Origin of the sequence: Robbsia andropogonis, assembly GCF_000970345.1 — a bacterium.
Classification (GTDB): Bacteria; Pseudomonadota; Gammaproteobacteria; order Burkholderiales; family Burkholderiaceae; genus Robbsia; species Robbsia andropogonis.
Window position 1 is genome coordinate 1 of record NZ_LAQU01000002.1, and the last position, 25,873, is coordinate 25,873.

21 protein-coding genes are annotated in these 25,873 nt (G+C 59.9%); 13 read left to right on the plus strand and 8 right to left on the minus strand.

Annotated features, from left to right (window positions below):
- Window positions 1–414: 414 nt before the first annotated feature.
- Complete coding sequence (gene brnQ / locus WM40_RS02000) at window positions 415–1,749, minus strand: branched-chain amino acid transport system II carrier protein (protein WP_024905886.1); 1,335 nt, start codon at window positions 1,747–1,749, stop codon at window positions 415–417.
- 407 nt (window positions 1,750–2,156) lie between these two features.
- Here brnQ and WM40_RS02010 point away from each other — a divergent pair, with 407 nt between their 5' ends.
- Together WM40_RS02010 and WM40_RS02015 are read left to right on the plus strand one after the other, a co-directional pair.
- Window positions 2,157–3,104: an HDOD domain-containing protein gene (locus tag WM40_RS02010; protein WP_046152044.1), complete on the plus strand. Its 948-nt coding sequence runs from the start codon at window positions 2,157–2,159 to the stop codon at window positions 3,102–3,104.
- A complete protein-coding gene (locus WM40_RS02015; RefSeq protein WP_157685671.1) occupies window positions 3,065–3,595 on the plus strand; it encodes a hypothetical protein in 531 nt (176 codons plus the stop codon). Before WM40_RS02010 ends, WM40_RS02015 begins: the two co-directional genes overlap by 40 nt.
- A 4-nt stretch (window positions 3,596–3,599) precedes the next feature.
- Here the strand turns inward: WM40_RS02015 and WM40_RS02020 are convergent, their stop codons facing one another.
- The 3 genes from WM40_RS02020 to corA all read right to left on the minus strand — a co-directional run bounded on the left by WM40_RS02020 (window position 3,600) and on the right by corA (window position 6,348).
- Window positions 3,600–4,379 (minus strand): dienelactone hydrolase family protein, encoded by a 780-nt coding sequence (locus WM40_RS02020; protein WP_024905889.1) that lies wholly within the window; start codon window positions 4,377–4,379, stop codon window positions 3,600–3,602.
- A gap of 231 nt (window positions 4,380–4,610) precedes the next feature.
- Window positions 4,611–5,210, minus strand: a complete 600-nt coding sequence (locus tag WM40_RS02025) for a hypothetical protein (protein ID WP_157685672.1) — start codon at window positions 5,208–5,210, stop codon at window positions 4,611–4,613.
- 172 nt (window positions 5,211–5,382) lie between these two features.
- A complete protein-coding gene (corA, locus tag WM40_RS02030) occupies window positions 5,383–6,348 on the minus strand; it encodes a magnesium/cobalt transporter CorA (protein WP_024905891.1) in 966 nt (321 codons plus the stop codon).
- A gap of 160 nt (window positions 6,349–6,508) precedes the next feature.
- On the opposite strand from corA, the gene WM40_RS02035 reads away from it, so the two are divergent.
- Window positions 6,509–7,882 (plus strand): MHYT domain-containing protein, encoded by a 1,374-nt coding sequence (locus tag WM40_RS02035; protein ID WP_082102411.1) that lies wholly within the window; start codon window positions 6,509–6,511, stop codon window positions 7,880–7,882.
- Between the two features lie 21 nt (window positions 7,883–7,903).
- Here WM40_RS02035 and WM40_RS02040 read toward each other — a convergent pair whose 3' ends face one another.
- Window positions 7,904–8,839 (minus strand): alpha/beta hydrolase, encoded by a 936-nt coding sequence (locus WM40_RS02040; protein WP_413783793.1) that lies wholly within the window; start codon window positions 8,837–8,839, stop codon window positions 7,904–7,906.
- A 607-nt stretch (window positions 8,840–9,446) separates the two neighbouring features.
- Between WM40_RS02040 and WM40_RS02045 the strand changes: the two genes are divergently transcribed.
- The 10 genes from WM40_RS02045 (at window position 9,447) to WM40_RS02090 (ending at window position 22,100) form a co-directional block, all read left to right on the plus strand.
- Window positions 9,447–10,532: a porin gene (locus tag WM40_RS02045; protein ID WP_046152048.1), complete on the plus strand. Its 1,086-nt coding sequence runs from the start codon at window positions 9,447–9,449 to the stop codon at window positions 10,530–10,532.
- Window positions 10,533–10,699: 167 nt separating this feature from the next.
- Entirely contained in the window at window positions 10,700–12,289 is a 1,590-nt protein-coding gene (locus tag WM40_RS02050) for an ABC transporter substrate-binding protein (RefSeq protein ID WP_082102386.1), read from the plus strand.
- Window positions 12,290–12,399: 110 nt separating this feature from the next.
- On the plus strand, window positions 12,400–13,677 hold the full coding sequence (locus WM40_RS02055) for an aromatic ring-hydroxylating oxygenase subunit alpha (RefSeq protein WP_236693348.1): 1,278 nt from the start codon (window positions 12,400–12,402) through the stop codon (window positions 13,675–13,677).
- A gap of 67 nt (window positions 13,678–13,744) precedes the next feature.
- Complete coding sequence (locus WM40_RS02060; RefSeq protein WP_052738127.1) at window positions 13,745–14,869, plus strand: ABC transporter permease; 1,125 nt, start codon at window positions 13,745–13,747, stop codon at window positions 14,867–14,869.
- Window positions 14,866–15,858 (plus strand): ABC transporter permease, encoded by a 993-nt coding sequence (locus WM40_RS02065; RefSeq protein WP_082102387.1) that lies wholly within the window; start codon window positions 14,866–14,868, stop codon window positions 15,856–15,858. The genes WM40_RS02060 and WM40_RS02065 overlap by 4 nt, the downstream gene beginning before the upstream one ends.
- Window positions 15,855–17,786: a dipeptide ABC transporter ATP-binding protein gene (locus WM40_RS02070; RefSeq protein WP_046152049.1), complete on the plus strand. Its 1,932-nt coding sequence runs from the start codon at window positions 15,855–15,857 to the stop codon at window positions 17,784–17,786. The genes WM40_RS02065 and WM40_RS02070 overlap by 4 nt, the downstream gene beginning before the upstream one ends.
- 14 nt (window positions 17,787–17,800) lie before the next feature.
- Window positions 17,801–18,661, plus strand: coding sequence for a 4,5-DOPA-extradiol-dioxygenase (gene ygiD, locus WM40_RS02075; RefSeq protein ID WP_024905901.1), 861 nt, complete (start codon window positions 17,801–17,803; stop codon window positions 18,659–18,661).
- Between the two features lie 38 nt (window positions 18,662–18,699).
- The gene (locus WM40_RS02080) at window positions 18,700–19,779 is read left to right on the plus strand and encodes a PDR/VanB family oxidoreductase (RefSeq protein ID WP_157685673.1); all 1,080 of its coding nucleotides are present in this window, start codon (window positions 18,700–18,702) and stop codon (window positions 19,777–19,779) included.
- Between the two features lie 111 nt (window positions 19,780–19,890).
- On the plus strand, window positions 19,891–20,967 hold the full coding sequence (locus tag WM40_RS02085; RefSeq protein ID WP_024905903.1) for an acetamidase/formamidase family protein: 1,077 nt from the start codon (window positions 19,891–19,893) through the stop codon (window positions 20,965–20,967).
- A gap of 29 nt (window positions 20,968–20,996) precedes the next feature.
- Window positions 20,997–22,100: a helix-turn-helix domain-containing protein gene (locus tag WM40_RS02090; protein ID WP_024905904.1), complete on the plus strand. Its 1,104-nt coding sequence runs from the start codon at window positions 20,997–20,999 to the stop codon at window positions 22,098–22,100.
- A 66-nt stretch (window positions 22,101–22,166) separates the two neighbouring features.
- Here WM40_RS02090 and WM40_RS02095 read toward each other — a convergent pair whose 3' ends face one another.
- From WM40_RS02095 to WM40_RS02105, 3 genes are all read right to left on the minus strand, one after another.
- The gene (locus tag WM40_RS02095; protein ID WP_024905905.1) at window positions 22,167–23,261 is read right to left on the minus strand and encodes a TauD/TfdA family dioxygenase; all 1,095 of its coding nucleotides are present in this window, start codon (window positions 23,259–23,261) and stop codon (window positions 22,167–22,169) included.
- Window positions 23,262–23,417: 156 nt separating this feature from the next.
- Window positions 23,418–24,743 carry a nitrate regulatory protein gene (locus WM40_RS02100; protein ID WP_024905906.1) on the minus strand — a complete coding sequence of 442 codons (1,326 nt, stop codon included), beginning with the start codon at window positions 24,741–24,743 and terminating at the stop codon, window positions 23,418–23,420.
- 158 nt (window positions 24,744–24,901) lie between these two features.
- Complete coding sequence (locus WM40_RS02105) at window positions 24,902–25,837, minus strand: aldose 1-epimerase (RefSeq protein ID WP_024905907.1); 936 nt, start codon at window positions 25,835–25,837, stop codon at window positions 24,902–24,904.
- Window positions 25,838–25,873 lie beyond the last annotated feature (36 nt).

The window sequence follows — 25,873 nt, forward strand, 5'->3', positions numbered from 1 at the left end:
ACCTCGCGGCGCATAAAGCTCAATCGAAATATCCCCGCGTTCGAACATAACGTTGAAAGGTAACGGGAGTTTAGACAGCGAGGCTGCCGCCCCTTTTTCTGAAATGTGAAAAACGTCGTTCGGAACGGGTTTCATGATCGTGTTTTCTTGCATGGCAAATGCGCCTTGAGCTGATTGTCTTGTCGGCCGCGATCTGCCCTGTCTTGGCATGCATACGACTGCAATGGTCAATCTTTTTTCTTAGAAACAGCCTATGCTGGATAGTGATAACAGGTAGCGCAACAGCGGCCGCTCGGCGACATCATTCTACTGAGTGTAACCAAGCGAGCCTCATGGTCAGCACTAGAAGCCGGTGTCGTCCTGATTACAACAAGCACCAGCAAATTCTGCTTTCAAGCCAACCTATGTTGCCAGTCAAACTTGGTCACGCACCGGCCGCGTATGACCAGCAACACCATCATAGACCCAGGCCAACGCCCAGACCGTAAGTCCCGGCAGCAACCAACCGAGTCCCGCTTGTGCAAAAGGCAAGGACCGCGCCGAGTGGCTCAATACGGGCATCGTCAGGTTGGCGCTGTGTAAGCCATCCAGACACCCCATCACGGTGGTGACAAACATCACGGGCCATAGCACGCGACTGGGCGTACGGGTGCGATGTAGCGTAAAACTCATCACCACCAGAATGATGCACGGTGGATAGATTGCCGTCAGGGCAGGAATGGAAAACGCAATCAGATGATCCAGGCCGAGGTTCGATACCAATAGCGCGAAGAGCGACAAGCCAATGGCCATCGTTCGATATCCAATCTGCAACCACTCACTGAAATAAGCTGCGCAGGCGCAGGTCAAACCGACGGCGGTCACCAGGCAAGCAACGGTGATCAGGACAGTCAGCAACACCACCCCGCCGTTTCCAAACGCATGCGCAACGTATGCGTCCAGAATCTGTGCCCCATTCGTGGCGCTCGGCGCCAACGTGCGGCTCTCCGCACCAAGCTTGAACAAGCCCAGATACAGCAACGCCAGCCCCACGCCCGCGATGATGCCCGCGATCATCGCATAGCGCGTCTGAGCGTAGGCCGAGGTAACACCGCGTGAACGCATTGCGTTGACCACGACAATGCCAAAGACCATGGCACCCAGCGTATCCATTGTCAGATAGCCATTGGTGAAGCCGGACGACAGCGCATGGGTGGCGTACTCGGGTGTAGGCACGCCTGGGTAGCCTGCGGCGATAAACATGGCCGAGGCGGCGAGAATGGTCAGCATCCCGATCTTCACCGGCGCCAATATCCTACCGACAATGTCGAGTAACTTTCCGGGGTACAGTGACAACAACAAAACCGCGACAAAATAAAGCACGCTATAAATGAACAGAGCGGATGCGCTGTTTCCGGTCCAGGGCACAATACCCAGAGCAAACGAAACGGTTGCCGTGCGTGGTGTGGCAAACAACGGACCCACCGCCAGATAGCACACCACGGCCAGCGCACGCGCCGCGACAGTGCCGAGCGGGCCGCTCAATTTGTCCAGTGTTCCTCCAACGCGCGCCATCGCGACGATTGTCAGAATCGGCAATCCGACCCCGGTCAAGAGGAAACCGATCGCAGCGGTGCCATACCGCGTACCCGCTTGGAGCCCGATGAGGGGCGGAAAAATGATATTGCCTGCCCCAACAAACAGTGCAAATGTCATAAAACCCAGCGCAATAATATCGCGCCGACGTAAAACTTGATTTGAATCCAACATAACCCGCTATCACCATACCTGACTTACCACGCATGCGGCCACTGCCTCCCTCGTTCCCCAACTGCTTGGCGAAGAGTGAAACCATGCAAAACGCAAAGGAAAAGCTGCATATTCTAGCGCCAGTGCGTTTTCAAGACTTTCAAATAAAAGGATGGCCCTATCGAAAACACTGTTTCATCAACATCACTTCGCTCCATACCGTCCCAATGTCATGCTGCAACGCGTCAAGCGGCGCAACGCGGGGACGCGCATCCAGCCCCGCCTGATCGACCCCATCGCATGTCGAAATACGTCGTTTTCGCCCGACACCTCCAGTCAAGGCTCGAATTAAAACAAACGATCGAAATACTTTCAGGGTATCTTTATTATCCCGGTCCATTGCAAACTGCGATTAAAGGATAAGTACGGTGATAGAAATCGAAAATAAAGCCGACCTTCTGACCCGATTATTCACGGCAATGGCGGAACGTGGTGAATTACCATCACTACAAAGCTCATCGGACCGCATTATCGCCTCATTAAAAGACGAGGAAGCCTATCTTGCGGATTTAACGAATCTGGTACTGTCCGATATCTCGCTTTCCCAAAAGGTTATCCGGCAGGCAAATTCCGCAATGCGGCATTCATTTGGCGACGAGATTATCTCTATTTCTCGTGCCATCCGGGTTCTTGGCGTCAATACCGTAGAGCAATTTAGCGCGGAATTGCCCGATATCGCAGATTTTCAGGCCAACTCGCCGCACCTCGATACCGGTCGCGACGCGCTGAAACGCGCGATGGTCGCATCGGAGTTTGCGCGCAATATGACCCACCGTCATGCCAGCCAAGCCAGCGAAGAGGCGGTCCTGTCCACGCTGATGTACTTGCTGGCTCCCACAGTGCTTGCGTTGTACCTGGAAAAAGACTGGCAGCAGGTTCTGGACTACACGCGCTTGTATCCGGACGTGACGATCCGGGACGCATGCCGGGAGGTACTCGGGGTAAGCCTGACAGATATCGCGGCAGCCCTGGCGCGGCATTTCAACGTCCCGGAGACATTGGCGGACTGCATGGCGGGCGCCCTGCCAGACGCAGGCGTGCGAAACGATTCGCACACGCAGTGGCTGATAATGATCTCGACCGTCGCTGCGGAAGTGGCGACGATGATCGAGAAAAAAACAGCGCCCCGCGATATCGAACAATTCGTCAAACCTTACCTCAATGCCTTGGGCATGGATGCGCCCACATTGAATAACGCGTTGGAGCACGCACAGAGCGCCGCTGTTCGCGTGGATCGGGGGGGACGGGGAGATCGGATGACGCAGAGGCTTTCGAGATGCCAGCCAATCCGATGGAACGATTTGGCGAAGCGCTGACACATGTGCGGTCGCTCGCACCGACATTGAACACCGCCGGCGTCATTCCGCTGGTGGTCGAGAATATCGGCCAGTGCCTGAACTTAAGAAATGGCTTTCTGCTCCTGCTGAATACGAAGGAAAATGTTTATGCGGCCAAGGTGACGTACGGCGAAGGGGTACGCGATCATCTTGTCGATCTGCGCTTTAACGCTGGCTTCGAAGACAACATCTTTCACCAAGCACTAGGTAGTCGCAACCCCACGTTTTTCCAGGACATACGCGCTGACAGCTTCGTCCATCGCGTGCCGGAATGGTACAAGACCGCTTTCCCGACCGCACGATCGATCGTATTCGTGCCGGTGCATCTCAATGATCGGTGCATCGCTTTATTTTGTGGCACATGGGGCGCAATAGCGGCATCGCGCCCCCTGCTCCACGGCGAATCACAAAGTGTCAAAGCCCTTGCAGACGAAATCTCGCGCAGTCTGGAGCGGTCGATTCGTCGGTAGGCATTTAACCGATCGTACGCCTGTAGAACGCGAACAAGGCCTTCCAGCCGCGTTCGGCGGCTGGCGCATCAAACACCGGCATGTCCGGCTTCATCCAGCCGTGCAGCTTGCCTTCGTAGGTTTCACTCTCGTGCTTGATGCCCGCTTCAGTCAAGGCAGCGTTAAAACGCTGGGCCATTTCGGGCGGATAGCTATTGTCCTTATCCGCGGCAGCCACCAGCAGTTCAGCCTTGATCTTTGACACCAGCAAGTGCGGGCTGGTCGGGAGATCCGTTGCCAGATTGCCGCCGTGGAAGCTGGCGGCGGCCGCGATACGATCCGGGTAGTAAGCAGCCGCACTGATTGCCATTCCGCCCCCCATGCAGAACCCGACGGTACCAACCTTGCCCTTCTTCACGTCGCCGCGCGTATCCAGATATGCGAGCAGTGCAGCGGTGTCTTCCGCAGCCTTGTGATTATCGGTACTGGCCATCCGCGGGCCGACGATCGCCCGGAAATCGCCCTTGAAGACCTCTTTTGGGTCAAGCGTTTCGTACTCGCCGAAGCGGTAGAACAGATCGGCTAGCAGTACAACGTAGCCCTGCTTGGCTACATGGCTCGCCATTTCGATCATTGCGGGGCGGATGCCGAATGCGTCCATGTAAAAGATGACGCCCGGCCAATTGCCCTCCCCCGCAGGCGTCAACACCCAGACCCTGCATGGGCCGTCTTTGGCTTGGACGGTAATCTGCGTCTGGCTGGCACCATACGCGTTCACGGCGGCGGCTTGATTCGTGTTTGACATCGAAAGGATCCTCGTCATGAAAATGAAAGAAAAGATCCACTATGCAGCGGCTTTTCCTGCTTGGCGACAAGTGTAAAGCAGAGTGCGAATCAGTGCTTCGCGCGCCATAAGATGCGGGAGTGCCTGACTGGATCGGCGGACGTTTTCGACATCCCGTCGATCTCGCAGTCGCAGGCAACACCAAGCAGGAACCGCAACCGTCCCAGCGCCGCGGCATGCATTCACATTACGTTACCGATGCATCAGCGAGGGCATGGCCGCACGTAACAGCGATGCCGCCGTCGACTGCTTGCGCTCCGATTCGCCGCTAGGAAGCCCGTTTCCGTCCCCATCGATTCCGGCGCCCGGACATTGCGATGCGATATTTGGTCCGCCGATCATGCCCGGCAGCCACTTGCCCGCCTCGGCCGCCACCGCGCGTTGCAGGGCGACACAGACCGCCTCCACGCAACGCGAATCGGTCAGGCACTCCGCGGGAATGAGATTCCCTGCGATATCGATGGATACATGGCTCTGGTGCGGCACGCGTTCCACCGGAATCCACGGATCGGCAAGCAATTCGAGATCGTGCTCGATCGGCATGGACAATGTGAACTGGATCCGGCCCGGAGCGTCTTCGCAGACAATCACCGCATCGTCACCTCCCACACCATTTCGGTCGAGGACCCGTACAGATCCTACTGGGGCGCCTAGCCGACGCTCTACCGCATACGCAAGCGCGTTCACCTCTTGGCGGCAACGCCGTTTAAAGACGCGCTGAGCCTCCCGGCCTTCATGCAGCGCGGCGATCATTTGATCATACGGTGTAGTGGGAATATTATCGGCAGGCATGGCGTTTCTCGGTATTCAGGGTTTGCTCGCCGCCCGTCAGCAGCTGAATACGCAGGCAGCAAATACGTCGCCTCATCGGCGACGATGCATTGCACAGTACGATCATGCACGGCAACGGGCAACATTGACTGCCGGAGGAAGACGCAAATGCCATGCCCGTCCTTACCCGCGTCTACAACCAACCCGCCCGCCGAAATCGCCAGTACATGACGGCACAGCCAATTACCGTCCCGCATAGCGTGACGGGATAGCCCATCGACCAATCCAATTCGGGCATGGATTTGAAATTCATACCATAGAGACTGAATACGATTGTCGGCACGGCCAGCACGGCGCCCCACCCCGCGAGTCGTTTGACAATCTCGTTTTGCGATACCTGTACCAGTGCCAGATTCACCTGGATGGCCGTGGTCAGCATTTCCCTCACGACATCGACCGTATCCACTACACGGGCAATATGATCCTGAACGTCTCGAAAATATGCACGCAATTCTTTCGAGACAAGATCCTCATGCAGCCGGATCAGCTCGCTGCAGATGCCCTCCACCGGCATGGCAGCGCCCCGAAGATCCACCATCCGTGCCTTGATTTCATACAGTTTTTGAATGGCGCGATTATCGAATTGGTCAGTGAAAATTTCCCGTTCCAGCGCATCGAATCGCAATTCCAGTTCCGTTGCTACTTCACTGTACTGATCGACAACAAAATCGAGAATGGCGTATAAAACATACGCGGCGCCTTTATCAAGCAAATGCTTTGCCGACTCCGCACGCTCCCGCACCGGCGCGAACGATCGTACCTTTCCATGGCGGATCGTGATCACGCATTGCGGACTGGCGAAAATATGCACCTCGCCTTCCTCGATATCGCCATTTACCATTTGCATCGTGCGCAGTGCGATAAAGAGCGAATTGCCATACGTTTCGATCTTCGGCCTTTGCTCAGCCGTCAACGCATCCTCGATCGCTAGGTCGTGCAGGCCAAACTCCTCCTGGACCTTGCGTAGCTCATCGATTGTCGGATCGGCGATACCGAGCCATACAAACGTTTCCTTGTCGCATAAAGCGTCGCTGATACCGTCCATCGTCACCGGGCGTGGTGGACGATGCGGCGCATAGGCCAGACAATTGACAATCATGAGTTGCACACCGCGAAATCACGTAAACGAATGTTTTACGGGAAATTTCTAATCAATGCAATCACGGTGTAAGTCATTATAGAGAATGGCGCGAAAGGTTCGCATTTTTCCGCCTTTCAGCGCCTCCCAATTTTGCTCGGTCACCGGAAATGCATGCATCATGGTAGGAACATTCAATCCGACGCTCGTTGTATTGTCTCTGATCATCGCAACGCTGGCGTCCTATACGGTTCTCGACCTGACGGCGTTCATCTCGTTTCTCGAGCGTCCTCGTGTCAAGCATGCATGGCTCGCCGCTGGTGCCACCGCGATGGGTATCGGCATCTGGTCGATGCACTTCGTGGGCATGTTGGCATTCTCCCTCCCTATTCCGCTAGGTTATGACCTGAAAATCACGGTGGCGTCACTGGCACTCGCCATCGTGGTCTCGTATTTCGCACTGAACGTCGTCATTCGTCCCGTGTTGTCGTTGCCACATATCGCCGTCGGCGGCGTCCTCATGGGTTGCGGCATCGCCGGCATGCACTATGCCGGGATGGCCGCCATGCGCATGCAGCCTGGCATCGACTACGATCCAGTGCGGGTCGCACAATCGGTGGCCATTGCCATCGTGGCCTCGGCTGCCGCACTCTGGCTGGCCAACACGCTCAGCGGTACGACGCGCCGCCATCTTCTCGCGAAGCGAGTCGGTGCGGCGTTGATCATGGGCTTGGCTATCACCGGTATGCACTACGTGGGCATGAGTGCCGCGCATTTCCTGCCGGGCTCGGTCTGCGGGGCCGCGCGTGGCATGAATATGCCGTGGCTGGCCACCACCATCGTCGTGCTGACGCTGATGATCCTGATGGTGACACTCGTCGTGTCGCGTTTTGACGCCCGAGCGGCGTTCCTGCGGCGAATGACCAGCACCCTCGAAGGCCAGTTGCAAAGTCGAACCGGAGAATTAGAGCGGGCGGTTCACCAGCATGCCCTGGCGACCCAGGCCTTGGATAATGCCCGCTTGAAAATTGAACAGGAGCTGATCGTGCAGCGCGAGACAACCGCTGCGTTGACCGAGCAAAACGAGCGGCAGTTGCAGGAAATCGACGCGTTGAAGCGGACCGTGGAAAGCCTCCTGCAATCGATGGAAGCCTCGGTGCATGGCGCACCGATCTGCGCGCTGCCCGACGTGTCGAGCCTTCCGGCGACACTGGCATCCCGCGCGACCGAAGGATCATCCACTCATGGCGCTGCCGTCGCACGAAAGGTCGGAGTGTCCGACAACGACGTCTCTTCCGTTGATCCGGATGCCTCCGCGGATGCGTCGATGCAGCGACTCGGCGCAAATCTGATCGCATTGAAAGCCCGACTCCACCGCATGTTCCGCCTGCCGGCCATCGACGCCGGAGAAGGAGAATTGTGGGAGGCGCCAACACCGGCACCGAATCACCCGTTACGGCGCGCCAGCGACAGACCTGCCACGCAGCCTGATCCGGCGCAACAACAAGTATTGACGCTGGTCGACGAAACGATCGACCTGGCGTTGCAGCGTTGACGCGCCGCCGCTGCGCATGGCTCACCGAATCGGCAACGCCGCCGACGTCTGCCGTATGAACGCCACTACATCGCGCCGCACGGGCGCGATGAAGCGCAACGGCGCACCCACGACCCCCACCGTGAGGGCATGGTTGACTCGCGGATAATATCGGACGGTCACCCGGTCGCCCGCTTCCATCAAACGCGCCGCAAATCGAGTCGTATTGCCGGGATCGACAGTCTTGTCGGCGTTACCGACACCCAGGAACATCGGCGGCTCGGTGCCATCGATGTAATGGATCGGCTGGCTTTCCTCGCGGCGAGCCAGCGGAAAGATGCGCTTCAACGTGTCATCCCGCAAAGGCAGGAAATCGTACGGACCGGCCAACCCGACTACGCCCGCGAGCATCGATTTGTTCAATCCCTGCGCCCGCAGGTAACGATCATCGGTTGCCAGCAGGCCGATGATCTGCGCCCCTGCCGAATGCCCCATCAGGAACAAGCGGCGCGGATCGGCACCATAGGCGCCGGCGTGATCACGCGCCCATGCGACTGCCGCGGCCGCATCGTCGACAAAGCCCGGAAAGATCGTTTCAGGATAGACGCGATAGTCCGGAATAACCACGACGAAGCCGGCCGACGCCAGGGCCTCTCCCACAAATCGATAATCGGTCCGCGACCCGCTTTGCCAACTGCCGCCATAGACAAACACGATGATCGGCACGGGCCCCGCGTCGGCCGCTAAAGCGCCCTGCGCCGGCGCGCCGTTACCCGATGTCTTCGTGCCCGTGAACGTCGGCAATGCCGTCGCCATGCCCTTTGGCACATAGACGTCAAGTTGCTCTCGATCCGACGTGCCATAGCGAATGCCGCGCTGTGCCACGTAAGTATCGCCGGGTGTCAGCGCATTGAGCGTCCCAACCGGGGAACATGCGGCCAATCCTGCCATCCACAGCGCCATCATGACGCTTGCCATCTGCCTCATCGTGCAAACCTGTTCGTCGTATCCACCTCTTTATCGTGCCATGGATCAACCGGGGAAGCAGATGCGCGTCCAGGAACGACGTCACCGCGCAACAGACACGTCCACAGTGACGCTCCCATATCACCCGCATCCGTTTGAGCCGCTCACATTGGCGTTTGGCAGATGCCAGCCTTGCGATGTCTCGGTTCGCGATTCGTCGCGATGACAATGCGCCAGCCGTCGCACCACTGGCCTCGAAAATGCCCCGTTTTTGCGCTTGCCTTACGCGGAAGAGCAAAAGATCAAGTTTGCGCGCGTGCGCGGACAACTTCGCCCGAATATGGTCGGGTACGTTTTGTACTGCGCCGCGCACGTCACCACAAGCGTGTTTCAGCGCAATGTCCAAGGTTGATGCAATCCCCATTCCGCCACACACGGCCCAGCGACAGGAAACACCATGAACCAGGCACACCCGGCCCGCAACCCGCAAGAAGCACCGCACCCCATCGCGGTTGCTTGCGCGCGGGTCCAAGACGTTCACACAACGCCCCGCCGCCTTGCCACCCGCCTCTTGCCATTATCCAGTTTCGCCCGAGGCGCTTGCGCGGCGCTGTTCGCCATGGGTGCGACAAGCAATGTCCATGCACAAAGTAGCGTCACGCTATACGGCATCATCGACGCTGGTATCACCTATGTCAGCAATCAGGCAGGCAAGCACCAGTTCAAGTTTGAAGATGGTGCCAACTTCGGCAATCGGTGGGGCTTGAAAGGGAGTGAAGACTTAGGCGACGGCATGAAGGCCATCTTCGATCTGGAGAATGGTTTCTCGCTCGGCACGGGCGCATTCCGCCAGAACGGCGCGGAATTTGGGCGCCAGGCCTATGTCGGCCTCGCCACACCGTATGGCACGGTGACGTTCGGCAATCAATACGATTTCATCTTCGATACGATCACACCGTTCAACGTCAACGGCTATGCCAGCGTGTACTCGGGCCATATGGGCAATTTTGATCGGATATCCGGCGTCCAGGTAGCGAATTCGGTCAAATACATGAGCAATGCCTATAACGGCCTCTCCTTCGGCTTGATGTATGGCTTCGGCAACGTAGCCGGAAACTTTCATCAGAACAGCTCATACAGCGGCACCGTGGCGTACACACATGGCGGATTCAGCACCGCAGCCGCCTATACACGGCTCTATAACGTCGCCATCTATCCTTACGCTCAGATTGGTGTCACCCAGTTCCTGGGACAGACCGTTGCCACCCGTAATGCAGACGGCAGCGTGACGGACCTGTATTACACCTCACCGTTCACGGTCGATCGCGATGCCACTGCCGCTGTCGGCGCGAGCTACCAGTTGGGAAAAGTCACGCTGGTAGGCAACTTCACATCGACGAACTTGCGCTATGGCAGCAACAGCGCCACGATGAACGTCTACGAGGCTGGCGCCATGTACGCGCCGCGACCTGATGTTCTGCTCATCGGCGGTTGGGAATACACCACGTTCGAAGGTGCACACTGGCATCAACCAACGCTCGGCGCACAGTATTACCTGTCCAAACGTACGTCGTTCTACGCGAACGTCTCTTATCTACGCGCATCATCAGGTGTCGATGCCAACCAGGGCGCCGGTTTCTATTCCCTGCCGTCCAATACACAAACCCAGGTCGTCTCACGGATCGCCATGATTCATCGTTTCTGAGATGGTCACGCCGCACCGGATGCAACGGCGGTACGCCGTGCGCATGACGACAAGACGGCGGAAATTTAGCTGCTTATGCTTGGTTCAATCACGTTGTCGACGTCGTCCATGCCTATAGCGGCGCGGCGACGGTTCATCGATAGACAAAGCCTCGGAAAAGGGCCCCAATGATAAGCCGTAGACATTTTCTTCAAGCGCTGAGCGGCGGCATTGCCTCCGGCATGCCGCTCGCCGAGACCCTCATCGCAGGTCAGCGCCTCCTCGGCGGCGCCGCTGCCGGCACGCTCGCCACGGGACTCGGCATCAGTACGACAGCGCATGCCGCCGCACCCCTTGCAATCGCGTTCCCGGTTGATGTGCCATCGTGGGACCCCTTGGTCCGCGTTGCACCAAATCCGATTTCGATCTATCGCTGCGTATTCGACACCGCACTGGATATCGACGCGAAAGGCGCACTGTCGCCCGCCATCCTGACGGCGTGGCGATGGAAGGACACCGCAGGGACGGTCCTGGAACTGGATCTGCGCGACGACGTCTATTTTCATAACGGCGACAAAGCCAGCAGCGACGACTTCAAATTCACCTACTTCGACCGCCTGCATGCCGACAAAACGTTGCAAGTGGGCGGCATCTGGTGGGCACTCGATCGAATCGAGACCCCTACGCCGACCCGGGCAGTGATGCATTTCAAGGCCCCAATGGTGTCGGCACCGGCCTACCTTGCCTATCTCGGCGGCTATCTGTTGCCGCGCAAGTATTTCGAGAAAGTAGGCAAGGAAGGCTTCATCGCCAAGCCGGTAGGATCAGGACCCTATCGCCTGACGGACTACCAAGCGGACTCACGCGTGACGCTCACCGCATTCGACAAGCATTGGCGCGGAACGGCAAAGGTTCGCGATGTGGTGTTTCAAGTGGTCAAGGACGCTACCGCGCGCATCGCGGCGGTGCAAGCAGGGCAAAGCAGCTTTGCTTCAGGACTGCCGGTGAAACAAACAGCCCGTCTGGGCGGCACGCAGGGACTAGCCGGCACGATCACCGCGACCAGCGACACCTATCTGATTCACATGATCAATGCGGGCCCGACCGCCGACAAGAACGTCCGGCTGGCTATGCATCACGCCATCGACAAGCAGGCATTGGCACGCGCGTTCTTCAATAACGTACCGAAACCCCAGTCCACGCCGGCCGCTCCTGGAACTCCGGCCTACGATCCGGATTACACGTTCGCCTATGACCCTGCGCTATCGACGAAACTGCTCGCCGCCTCCGGTTTCAGCCCGGCCAAACCCGTCAAGCTACCATTCCTCGCCACCAATGGCGTGTATCCGGGCGACCTCGACATGGCCCGTGCCATTGTCCAGATGTGGAAGCAAGTGGGAATCGATGCCCAACTGACCATCATCGAGCCGGCGCAGTTCTTCACCCAGGCGGCAAATGGCACGCTGGCTGGACCGGTGCTATGGATGTGGCAGAACGGCAGCGGCGACCCGGAATTGTCGGCAGGCAGCTACCTGAATCCGAAAGGCTCGTTCGCGGTCTGGCGCAGCCCGGACATCTCCGCCTATCTCGATCCATTGACGGCGCAGACCGATGAAGCCAAACGTATTGCCGGCTACAAGGCGTTCCATCGATGGGCGATCGAGCACGGATATGCATTGCCCTTGCTGCAAGGGATCGCCACCGCGGCCTACAAGCACGACCTTGCTTATACGCCGTTCCTGAGCGGTTGGATGCTGCCAAGCTACTGGTCCGCTTGAGCGTGATGCGCGCCAACGCGCCATACGTGAATCGACATACCGATTTTCACGCCTTGCCCGATGCGCTCGCATATGCAACGCGATTACGTTACGTATTAAGAGATATTGTCATGAAGCCGAATATCGCCCTCCCACGGATGCCGCAAGCATTCGACGACGCATTCTTCGCAGGACTGGAAACGAGCACGCTACCAGTGGGCCAGGCCGAGACCCTGCCGCCCCAGTGCTACACGGATCCCGCCTTCTATGAATTCGAGAAGGAAGCGGTCTTCAATCACGAATGGCTCTGCGTCGGACGTACCGACTGGATTGCCAAACCAGGCGATTTCTTCACCACGTCGATCGTCAACGAACCGCTGCTGATCGCGCGCAATGCGCGTAATGAAATCAAGGCGATGTCCGCCGTGTGTCAACATCGCGCGATGCTGGTCGCGGAAGGCAACGGCAATACCCGCGCATTCCTCTGCCCCTATCACCATTGGGCCTACTCGCTCGACGGCGAATTGATTGCCGCTCCGGCAATGGACGCCACGGAAGGTTTCGACAAAAAAGCATTTTGCTTGCCGACGTTGCTCGTGGAAACGTGGCAAGGCTTTATCTTTGTCAACTTCGACAAGGAAGCCGCGCCGCTTGCGCCGCGACTCACGGCGCTCGATCCGGTACTGGCGAATTTCGAACTCGATCGCGCGGAAGGACCACGGCCGAGTGACGCTGCACACTTTCCGTGGAACTGGAAAGTCATGTTCGAAAACAACAACGACGGGTATCACGCAAACCGGCTGCATCACGGTCCGCTGCACGATTTCGTGCCAAGCGCGTTGGCGTCCTTCCCGGACAGTCTTCCCGAAGACACGGCCGGCTATTACCGTTTCAACGGCACGATTCACGCGGACGCCGCCTTCAACCCGACGCAAAAAGCGCTGTTTCCGATCTTCCCCAAACTGACGGACGAAGAGCGCAACCGGATGCTGTTCGCCAATGTCCCGCCCACGCTGTCCTTGGTGGTTACGGTCGACAGCGTGATCTACATGATCCTGCGCGCCGACGCGGCCGGTACGCATCATATGGATCAGGGCGTGCTCTATGCACCCGGCGCGATGCAGGACCCGCTGTTTCAAAAACGGGTCGAGCTGTCGTTCAGCGCCGTGTCCGATATCGTCGCGCAGGACCTGCACGTGGACGAGCTCGTGCAAAAAGGCCTGCAATCACGGTTCGCCATTCGCGGCCGGTATTCCTGGCAAGAACGCGCACAGCAAGAGCTGAACGCCTGGCTCGTCCCACGCTACCAGGCCGCACGTCAACGTATCGGCAAGGCGGCCGCTGCCCGCACGACGCTAGAGGGCGCGCACGCCCGGCTCGCCGCCATTGACGTGGTCACGGCAAGCTGAACGCAGTACATGGTCCGCACAGTGGTTTGCAAGTCCCTTATGCAGGTCTACGTCGACGAGGCGCCGTATGTTGACGCATCCCAATAAAACGCACGGCAGACGAGTTCGTGCTGCCGATGCCACGCTGCCGGCATCTCCCTCCCCCACCGCCGATGCGACAGTGCGGGCTGCCGTACGGCGCCATAACGCGCGGCGCTTCGGCCTGCGGCTGCTAAGGCGCGTGGCGACGATGCTCACGGTTTCGGTGGTTGTCTTCGTCGTGCTACGGATGCTCCCGGCAGATCCGGTCGCCATGCTGCTGCCGCCCAACGCAAGCCAAGCCGATGTACTGGCGATGCGTCATCAGCTTGGTCTCGATCGCCCCCTCCCGGTACAGTACCTGCAATGGCTTGCGGATATCGTGCGCGGCCAGTTTGGCTATTCGCTGCAAACCGGTCAACCGGTAGGCGCGTTGATTTTGAATGCGCTGCCAACCACACTGCAATTGCTGGCAGGCGGCCTGTTGCTTGGCGTCGTGGTCGGCGTGGGCACAGGCATCATCGCGTTTCTTCAACGTGACACCCGGGCCGAGAAGATCGCGGAAGTCGCCAATGGTCTGGCGATGTCGATTCCCGATTTCCTCTGGGGCATTCTGCTGATGCTGGCGTTCGGTATCGGCCTCCGGTGGCTGCCTTTCGTCGGACCGCTTGACGGCCGCTATACCATCGTACGTCATACCGGCTTTTTATTACTGGACGCATTGCTGGATGGTCAGTTCGCAGCCTTCGGCAACGCGTTATGGCACCTGGTGCTGCCTTGCGTCGCATTGGCGATGGGTATCGCACCGCCGCTGATGCGGCTATTGCGCTCGTCGTTGCTGGAAGTCTATGCGGACGACTACGTGACGGCCGCGCGCCTGCGCGGCCTCTCCGACCGCGAGATTTTATGGCGACATGCGTTGCGCAATGCCGCCTTGCCGACGATCAACGTGCTAGGCATCCAGGTCAGCCTGATGATCGGCGGCACGCTGTTGGTCGAGAAGGTTTTTGGCATGCCGGGCATCGGCAACGTGATGATTTCAGCCATCGGCGCGCATGATCTTCCCACTATTCAGGCGCTGGCCTTGCTGTACGCGCTGGTCGTGCAAATGGTCAATGCGATTGTCGACGCGTTGGAGTTGATGTGGAATCCCCGTCTGCGGAGTGCATCATGATCGCTACCCTGTTGCACGTCCTGCGCGAACCCCGGGTTGTCCTGGGCGGCCTGATATTGCTCGCCGTCGCCGCGATGGCCCTGTTCGCACCCTGGCTTGCGCCTGTCGCACCGGACCAGCAGGACCTCATCAACACGCTGTTGCCGCCCGCATGGGCAGCCGGCGGCATGGCGAGCCATTTTCTCGGCACGGACTCGCTTGGCCGCGACATCCTTAGCCTGACGATTTACGGTGCCCGCGTCGCCATGTTCGTCGGTTGCGTCGCCCCGATCGGCGCGGCGCTGGTCGGCGGCACGCTCGCATTGCTGGCCGGTTGGCGCGGTGGGCGAACGGATTGGGTAGTGATGCGAATCGTCGAGACCTGGATGTCGTTTCCGGCCGTGGTCCTTGCCTTGATCCTGATGGTCGCGCTGTCGCCCAGCATCATCAATGTCGTGATCGCACTCGTGTTCGTCGATTGGACGCGCTTCTGCCGCGTACTGCGCGCGGAAGTCGCCGTGATCCGTCGTCGCGAGTATGTTGCCGCCGCGCGCATCGCCGGTGCGGGAACGTTCCGCACAATCGCGCACGACGTCCTGCCCAACATGATGCCGACGTTGATCACGTTGATGAGCCTGGAAATTGGGATAGCCGTCGTGGCCGAATGCAGCCTGTCTTTCGTCGGGCTCTCGGCGCAGCCCGGCACACCAACCTGGGGCAGCATGATCGCCGATGGACTGGCCAATGTTTTTACCACCCCTTGGGGCTTAATTGCCCCCATCACCTGCATTGTCGTCACGGTGCTGGCTACCACGTTGCTCGGCGAAGGACTGCGGCGTGCAACGGATGCCCGCTTGTTGGTGCGCGGGACGAATCGCGGAAACGAGCGCGGCGGCAAGACCGATGGCACGCGTCCGGTATACGCAGTCGCGGAATCGACATCGCATGAGGCCCGCCCGTCGAGGAAAGCGCGTGCGCCTACACCGGCGCGCGAGGAGGCGGCACGATGACCGCATTACTACACATCTCGCGCTTGAACCTCCGCCGCGACGGCGTCGCGTTATTGCGAGACATTTCGCTGACCCTGAAAAAAGGCAGTACGCTCGGCCTCGTAGGAGAATCCGGCGCGGGAAAGAGCATGCTGGGCCGCGTGCTGGGTCGGTTGATTCCCGCGCATTTTGCCACCGATGCCGCGTTCCTGTCTTTCTCCGGCGAAAACCTGCTGTCGATGTCACCTTCGGCGCATCGTGCCTTGCTCGGCCGTCGGATTGCGTATATTCCACAGGAGCCGACCACGGCACTCGATCCGACGTTGTCGATCGGCAAGCAATTCGCATTACATCTCGCGCGGCTCGGCATCCCGTCGGGCGCACGGCGGCAACGCACGCTGGATGCCCTGACGGAAGTGCTGTTGCCAGACCCTGTTGCCTTGTTGACGCGCTATCCGTTCGAATTATCTGGCGGCATGTGCCAACGGGTGGCCATCGCGATGGCATTTGCAAGCAATCCCGAACTCGTCATCTCAGACGAAGCCACCACCGCGCTGGATGTCAGCACGCAACGCCATGTCGTCGATCTGATGCGCACAATGCAAGCAAAACGCGGCACGGGGATTTTGTTCGTCACGCACGATCTAGGCCTCGCGCGATTTGCCTGCGACGACATTGCCGTTCTGTATGCGGGAGATATCGTCGAGCACGGTACCGCGCAGCAGGTGGTGACCCGTCCAGCGCATCCCTACACACAGGCGCTGCTACGCGCGAATCCGCCTCTGAAGGGGCCTTTGGTCCGCGTGGTGCCGTTGGCCGGCCACATGCCCGGCTTCGAATCGTTCGGCGACATCGGCGGCTGCCGTTTCGCATCGCGCTGCATGCTGGCCGTCGAGGCTTGCAACAAAGCCCCCGTGCCGATGATCGATACAGGTGGCACGCTATCGCGCTGCCTGCTGCCGATGGGCAGCCCTGATCATGCTCGCGGCACGTTGTCGGACGCACGCCCTTCGAAGACGCTGACGCCGCCATCATCCGCCGCTGAGACCGTGGTTGATGCATTCGCGGTTGCCGCATCTTCAATGGCAGCCCAAAGCGCACGCGCTCCACGCCGCGAACCTGGCCCCTTCCTTCGTTTGCAAGGTGTGTCGAAACGCTATACGGCGGTGGGTGACACCGCCGGCGGTGGTGCGAACAATATTGCGCCCTCGGCGCTCGCGCCCCTGGATCTCGATATCGCGCCCGGTGAATTCGTCGGTATTGTCGGCGAAAGTGGCAGCGGTAAAAGCACGCTTGGCCGACTCGTCATGGGCCTAGACACCCCCACAAGCGGCACGATCACGCTCGACGAGCGTGCGTTGGGAGCAAGCCGTGCTGAATGGCAACGCCGCATTGGCGCGATCCAGATGATCTTTCAAGATGCGCGCGCCGCGCTGAACCCGCGCCGACGCCTCGGCGACATCGTCACGCAAGCTTTGTCACAGCGCGCGCATTTGCACGTCGATCGCGAACGCCGCGCGCTGTCTCTGCTCGAAGAAGTAGGTCTTGCGCCGGAACTGGTCGGACGGTACCCCGCACAACTGTCCGGCGGTCAACGGCAACGCGTCAATATCGCCCGCGCCTTATGCGACGTACCACGCCTGATCGTCGCCGATGAAATCGTCTCCGGCCTGGATGTCTCTGTGCAAGCCCAGATCATGGCACTGCTGCTGTCGCTGCGCGACTCGCACAATGTTGCGCTGCTATTGATCTCTCACGACCTTGCCGTCGTGCGCTATCTCTGCTCGCGTGTCCTGGTATTGCAACGCGGCGTTGTTGTCGAACAGGGTCCGACCGAAACGGTCCTCCACAATCCAAGGCACCCCTATACCCGCAGCCTGCTGGCCGCCGCACCGCATGTCGAGCGCCATGACGATCCGGCGGCGGTTCCCGTATCCTCTTTTGCCTGACTGACCACCGTACCATGCCCGACATTCCATACCGCCAGCCGGTTCTCTTTTTTGGACATGGCAGTCCGATGAACGCATTGGAAGACAATGCCAACACCCGCGCCTGGGCCGAGATGGGTCGGCACGTGCTCTCACGTCGGCGGCCGCGCGCGATCGTCATGGTATCGGCACACTGGATGACCCGTGAAACGGCGGTCACCGCGATGGCACAACCACAGACTATTCATGATTTCGGCGCCTTCCCACAAGCGCTATTCGACGTACAGTACCCGGCACCAGGCGCACCGGACGTCGCACGGGAACTGATCGAATGCGCTGCGGCCGCGGGCATCGCGGTCACGCCGGACGAGCGCTGGGGTTTCGATCACGGCACATGGTCGGTACTCGTCAAGGCAATGCCCGAAGCCGATATCCCGGTCTTGCAACTCAGCCTGAACCGGGCGTTCTCGCCACGCGATCACTTCGCGCTGGGCCGTGCATTACGTCCGTTACGAGATGCGAACGTCCTGCTGGCCGGCAGCGGTAACATCGTGCATAACCTGCCCGCCATGAACTGGTCGCGGCCAGACTCGGGGTATGACTGGGCGCAACGTTTTCATACCGTCATTCGCAATGCCATTGCCGCGAACCAGTCGGATGACGTCATCGATTTCGCCAGGCACGGCCGCGACGCCGCCATGTCGATCCCCACAGCCGAGCATTATCTGCCGGTCCTCTACGCGCTGGGCGCCCGACACGATGACGATATGCTGCGCTTCGAATCCGAGCGCGTCGAATACGGCTCGCTGAGCATGCTGAGCTTCTCCTTGCAAAGCATATCGCCCTTGACACAAGCCACGAATGGTGCGTTTGCGTCTACCGGGGCAATGCAATGAATGCGCACCTTCTGCTCCCTGGTAATCCGGACACACACATGGAATCGATGCGCACGCCGGTTGCCACGACGTCCTCCCGTCCGCCAGTACTGCGCTTGCGCGTCATCGCGCGGTACGCGCTCAGCGAGCGCATTATCGCGCTCGAACTCGAAGCGGCCGACGGTATGCCCTTGCCGGCCTACGAGGCCGGCGCGCATCTGGCAATCGACTGTCGCCCCGCATCGGATTACGCGAACGATCCGGCGCAAGATGAGCCGCGTTTGCGGCACTATTCGTTGTGCGGTGATCCGTCGAACCCCATGGTCTACCTGATCGCAATACAACGGGAATCCGATGGTCGTGGCGGCTCGCGCTTTCTTTGCGATGACGTACGGCCCGGTGACCTGCTGCACGCATCGACGTCCTCGAATCTCTTTCCCGTGCGGTGGCCCGCCGTTGGGCCGAATAGCACGCCGCCCCAGTTGCTGATCGCCGGCGGCGTGGGGATCACACCACTGATCGCCATGGCCTGGGCCCTGGACAATGCAGGGATCGCCTTCACGCTACATGATTTTGGGCGAAGTGCCGATGCACATGTTTCCGCCCAACTGTCGACCGGCACGCGCTGGCGGCATGCGGTGCGGCGTCACGTCGGACGCGGTCAGGATCTGGTCGCCTTGATCGGCCCGCCCGAACCGCATCGCCATTTATACGTATGTGGACCGGCCTCGATGATCGATGCCGTTTTCGAGACAGCCGCGACGCTAGGCTGGCCGCACGATCATATTCACACCGAACGCTTCACCGCGCCGACAACTGGCGCGGAACGACCAGGCGGCGAAGCGAACGCGGAAGGCGGGCATCATGCCGATGGTCCCTTTGTCGTAGAAATCGCCAGTACCGGCCAGCGTATTCCGGTAACGGCCGGTGAAAGCGTCTGCACCGCACTGTCGCGCGCTGGTGTGCGCATCACGGTGTCGTGTGAACAAGGCGTCTGCGGTGCCTGCACGACGCGCGTGCTGTCCGGTACGCCCGACCATCGCGACTGGGTCCTGAGTGCCGACGAACAGGAAACAGGCACGGTCTTCACGCCTTGCTGTTCGCGATCCCGGTCACCGCTACTCGTACTCGATCTGTAATGCCGTGTCGCGTGATGCAGCGTGCCGCGGCTCGTCACCGCCTAGGCCCATGAAGTTTGCGGGTGTTGCCCTATTTTTTCTACCGATCCCGTTACCTGTCAGGAAATTGCAATGGCTCTGATTCCCTCCCCTGCGCACGTCCGCGCGGACACGCCTCCCAAGCAACTACACACGCTGCGCGCCACTCCGGAGAATGTGCACTGGGGTTACTTTGATGCATCGTTGCGTCCATCCCTGACAGTCGCGAGCGGTGACATCGTCCATGCGGAAACGGTCACGCATCATGCCGGCGACGCGCCGGACTTGATGATGGATGAGGCGCTGCATACGCTCTGGCGCGCTATCCCGGAAAAAGATCGCAATCCCGGCGTGCACATCATGACTGGCCCGATCCATGTCACGGGTGCGCAACCAGGCGACATGCTCGAAGTCCGCTACCTGTCGATGACGCCGCGCTGCCGCTACGGCTCGAACCTGGCGGCAAACTGGGGCTATCTATACAAGGAAATGGGCGAAAGGGAACGCGTGACAATCTATGAACTGGATGCCGCCGCGCAGTACGCTAGCGCACGCTATGCCTACGATTTCAAGGGAAAATACCTAACGCCCGGCACGATCACCGATTGCCCGGTCTGTGACCGACAGACCGCATTATCCGGCGTGCGCATTCCCGCCCGCCCACACCTCGGCACCGCGGGCGTCGCGCCAGCGCTGAATGGCCGTGTCAGCACGATTCCCCCGGGCCGGCACGGCGGTAACATCGATAACTGGCGGATTGGCGCGGGCGCGACGATGTACTACCCGGTGCAGGTAGAAGGCGGTCTATTCTCGGTTGGGGATCCGCACGTCTCGCAGGGCGATGGCGAAGTCAGCGGTACGGCTATTGAATCATCGCTGAATGTGACGATGCAGATCATCTTGCGCAAGGACTTTCACTTTCCCGCGCCGTTGCTGGAAACGCCCGACTGCTGGATCGTTCACGGGTTTGGTGATCAACTGGACGACGCCTTGCGCGGCGCCACGCTGGACACCATGACCTTGCTGGAGGAGCACCTTGGACTCAGTCGCAACGATGCCTACTCGCTGATTAGCGTGGCGGGTGACGTTGGCATCACGCAGGTGGTGGATACCACGCTGGGCGCACACGTACGCATCCCACGCGGCATCTTTCCGCCGCGCCACGACTGACCGCCCCTCTCAACACGCACTTTTTTGAATTGTTTGACTTGCATCACATTGGCGCGACAATAGGGCTAGACAAAAGCATCAATATCCCCTGTCTTGATTTATTCCGCGATATCGCCACGATCGAGACGAACCGTGCCGAGAGGACCGATGCGATGATGACCGTCAAGAACTGGCATTATTCGACCCAGGGCAGTGCCGAAACGGCGCGTCCGTATGTGTGGCGCGAGGCCATGGATACGATGTGCCTGCCCATGCCGGAAATAGCGTTAGGCGACGATTTCCACGCCGAAGTCGTTGGCATGGTGTCGCCGACAGGCATTGAATTTTCCCGCCTCAGCGCCTCGCCGCTGACCATCTCAGGTAGCTATCAGAACCAACAGGCCGGCCTCTGGCTTGCGGTATTGCTCGACGGGAGGTCGGTGTTTTCCGAAGCAGGCGATCGCATCGCATTGTCTCGCGGCGACATTCTCTATGGACCGAGCCGACGCGATTCGACGCTCGAATTGCATGCCGATTTCCGGATGCTGTATGTGCGGATGCCGATCAACGCGTTGCACCCCGGTCTTGTCGATCCGGGGACATTGCGCAGCGGCATCCTGCCGGGAGATAGCCGGCTGACACGGATGCTGACCGGCATGTTGCTGTCCGTCGGTGATGAGCTGGAAGCGTTTGCTCCGCACGAGATTCACCCGCTGGAAGTCGCGCTGTCGGAATTCCTGGTTGCCAGCCTCGCCGATGCGCAGCCAGGAAAGCGTTTCGGCGATCGTATCCGGGCGGCGCATTTCCATCGAATCTGCCAATCCATCGATCAGCAATTAGGTGATGCCGAGTTGTCGTTGTCAAAACTGACCGAACAGCAAGGCATCTCACCGCGCTATCTGCAAAAATTATTCGAAGAAGCCGGTCTGACGTTCAGTATTTATCTTCGCGATCGTCGACTGGCACGTTGCCACGCAGACCTGTGCAGCAGCGCGCATGGCACATTGTCTGTGTCTGAAATCTGCTTCCGATGGGGTTTCAACGACGCCGCGCATTTCAGCCGTAGCTTCCGCGCGAAATATGGCATCACGCCCCGCGAATGCCGAACCAGGCAAATGCGCGTCACCATAGCCAGCACGCGCGCGGTCGTTTAAAGGAAAAGACCCGGCAAGGACGGGATCCAGACCCGTTGCTGTTGCCACCGCGATGCGGCAGCGGCATTACCCGCCCATGCGGGGGACGGCAGCAATCGCAATCTTGAAATTACCGGCGACATCGGCCATTGCATCGGGCAGATCTTGCTGCCGCCGACCTTCGTGTCGATCCTGCACGACCGCGTTCTTCCCGAACCCGGAGACAATCGGCCGCCCGCCCGCGCGCCGCAACCACAAACGCAACAGGTGGCGTCGTCTCTGCGGCTCCGGGAAGTCGACAAATCGCGTGCGCGAATGCAGCGCCGCGTAGTTCGAAAGCCACTGGATGTCGCCCGGACGGAAATCCATTTCGAGCGACATGCCCGGTTCATAAGCAATGTCGTCGAATAGCTTGAGCACTTCCGTCTGCGCCGACGTCAAGCGCGGCACTTCCGGGTAGTCTTGCGCGGTGAACACGTAGAGCGAGCCCGCATACATGCTGAAGACTCCCTCGGCCAAGCTGACGATCGGCGAGGTATAAGTATTCGCCGGAGCGCGTGGGTCCTGTCGACGCCAATCCCAATGGAATGGCTCGAGCAACAACGGCGCCAGGTCCGGACGCCGCCGCAAAATCTCGTTATAGATTTCCGCGCCCGAAACGAGGCACGATGCGCCACCTTCTTTCGCGGGCCGCAGACACATCAGCGCGACGATATCGGAGCTATCGGAATGAAATGGCAGCAGATCGCGGATCTTCGAGGACAAGGCGCTCGGATCGTCAAGCAGCTTGTCCGACGTGGCGTAGACGTGATCGAGCAGATCACCCAACTCGTTCTGTCGCATCGGATCGCCCATATGCAAGCCAAGAATGTAGTAGATGGCCGCCGACAACGCATCCGAATAGAGATGCGTGCGCAAACCACGCGCGAGCACGAAACCGCGGCCCGTGTCGACATCCTTTCCCCACGCCGCAATCGCCGATGCGCAGTGGTCCAGCGGATAATCGGCTGCGGTAACACAACGCAAGTCCGGATCCGCCTCGACAAAGCGGCGCCCGAGTCGCTCCAGTTCCGCGACCTGTTCTTCGCTGAGTTGATAGATCCAGCTGTCCTTGCCACTGAGCGCGTCGCCGCGCCAGGCCGGCGCGCCGCTGACCGGCGTCAATGCCACTGAAGAAGTCATGATGTCGTGATCCGCGAATGAAGGAAACGTGCCGCCGAAGGATTGCGCGCCAACCGGTATGCACCTTTTCGGGCCCCCGTTGCACCCGCGCTCCGTCGCACGACACGATCCGTCATCTTCGCCGCCTCGGGCGGGACTGTCTTGTCTGCATGCGCATCACGACCGGCCCTTGGCGCGCAAGGCGTCACGCCCGTCCCCACCGGGCATGTGCGGTGAGGTGTCGGGCGACGCCAACGCCGCTTCCGCGACATCGACCAGGCGTTTGTTCTGATCCATCGCCCCTTTTTGCAGCATCCTGAACGCCGCTTCCTCACGCAAGCCATGCCGCGCCATCAATGCCGCCTTCGCACGCTCGATCAGCTTGCGATCATGCAGCGCGCGCCGTGCCGCGTCGAGCTCGACCTCCACCCGCGCCAAGCGCGCCGCCTGCGCTTGCAATACCGATTGCAGGCTCGCCACGGTCGAGCGGTCCGCGGAGGAAAAGCGGTCGGGCAATGCATACGCGGCAAACTCGTCGCCGGACGCTCCGGCAAAAAAATGTTCGAGCGCATGGGTGTGAGGAGGCGGATTCTCGCGCCACTGCCGGAACAAATGTTCCGAATCCCGCAAGGCCTGCCGTGCCACACCAATCTGCGTGTCGCACGCCTGCCGTACATGCATCGTCAACGCGATTTGCAAATGCCAAAGGTCGGTAATCCGCGCGCTGGTGGCATCAAACCAGGACTCGGTCAACGCCGCGTCCAAGGTGTCGCCGGCCTTGGCGGCAGTGATGATCTGGCGCAACGTTTCAACACGGCTCACATGCGGCGTCGCCGTGCGCGTTTGCCACCATTCGCAATGTGTTGCACCCGCGAACTGCAGGAACACGTCCAGGCTGCGCTGCTGCGCACCGATCAGATGCGCGAAGCGCTGCTGCTGGTCCGCGGAAAACGTCCCCGCGGCAAACATATGCCCGCCCACGGCCCGTTCCTGCCCAGCCGCCTCCTTGCCTTGCACCACGTGAACCAGCGCGACCAGCGTACGCGAAATGCCAGGGTCCGGCGATACATCCGCCAGTTGGAAGATCAACTCCATCAGACCACCGATGACCTTGCTGAAGGCCATTACAGAGTCAGGCGCGGACACCGTACGCCGATCGATTCGCGCACGCAGCGCGTCAAGGGAGTCCAGATCGAGCAGCACCCAGGCGATCATCGACAACATGCGCGCCGTGGCGTGCTGGGTCGGCCCCAGCTCCAGATCGAGCCGGTCACGCAGCGCCAGCAGGATCGGCGAGGACGCGTCACGCACGGCACCGCGCTCGGTCACGAAACGTTTGCCATCGGATGCAAGGTAGATGCTCGAAATGCCCCGCTCACGCTGCAATGCGTGAATCAGCCGGCCGAGCAGATCAGTGAGTTCGATCCGGTCGGCCAGCAAACGCAACGCGTCGATTTCCCGTTGCTTCGCGTGCAACGTGAACTGCATGGCTGGGGAGGACATCGTCGAGAAAGAGGCGTGTATCGTGAAGGAGGATTTTTTCCATTGCTATTGTAAGCGTGACAATATCAGCGCGACCGTGCTCGTGCGCGGCGTCGCACAAGATACGACACATCCGCCGCCTTTCTCTATCGCGCGCAATGGAATAATCGCCTGTCCCGTCAACAATGCGCGTAGGCGATCCGCATTTCGACACACAGTCGCTGTCCCGGGGGTAGTGCTTGCATGCTGGCCTGCCCCGGCAACGCGCGATTGATCACGTCCACGCCATGGGTGACCGGCTCGATGCAGAAGAACGATTGTCCAGCCGGACGATACAGAATCAGCGAGCGCAAGGGTTCGGATGCGATCAGTTGCAAGACCTCATGCCCATCGATATTCCCGGCATCGGGTTCGGAAACTTGCCGTGACAGCGTGACCGTGCCGGCCCAACCATGAAAACAGTGGTCGATCTCGATATCCGCCATTTGGACGCCGGTGTGAAAGGACCAGGCTTTCGGCGGGGGTACGACGGCCGTCGGCAGGCCATCGTCTCCCTTTATCTCGATGGTGCCTACCGATGTGACCAGCCGCGTCCCGGCTTCCAATGGAAAATAAGGGTGCCATCCCAAACCGGCGGGCGCCGGCACGCCGGAATCATTGACCAATTCGAGCCGGCATGTCATGCCCGAGTCGTCGAGCCGGATTGTCTGCAGTGCAGCGAAGTCGAATGGCCAATACGCGTCGGCGCGATGCCGCAGCACCATCGTCACGGCCTGTATATCGCGCGACGTCACCTGCCAGGCGCGACGCAAGCCAATGCCATGCAATGCATGCGGGGCGGCGCGATCGTCTGGTGGCAATCGATAGCGAGCGCCTTGCCAATAAAAGCTACCGTGATCGATGCGATTGGAAAACGGCACCAACGGAAAACACGCCAGTGCCCGAATATTGCCGGTCATTACATCCGTCTCGCCGCCCCCACGCAAGACCTCGCGACCGCTACGCCATAGTCCGACAATCGCGCCACCGAGTGACGGACAAACCGACGCGGTCCATGTGCCAGCCGAAAGCGTCAGGATTGCCGCGGACGAAGGAACCGATAAAACGTTTTGCATATGCACGCTCCATAGCGCATGCTGACAGCAGCGCGA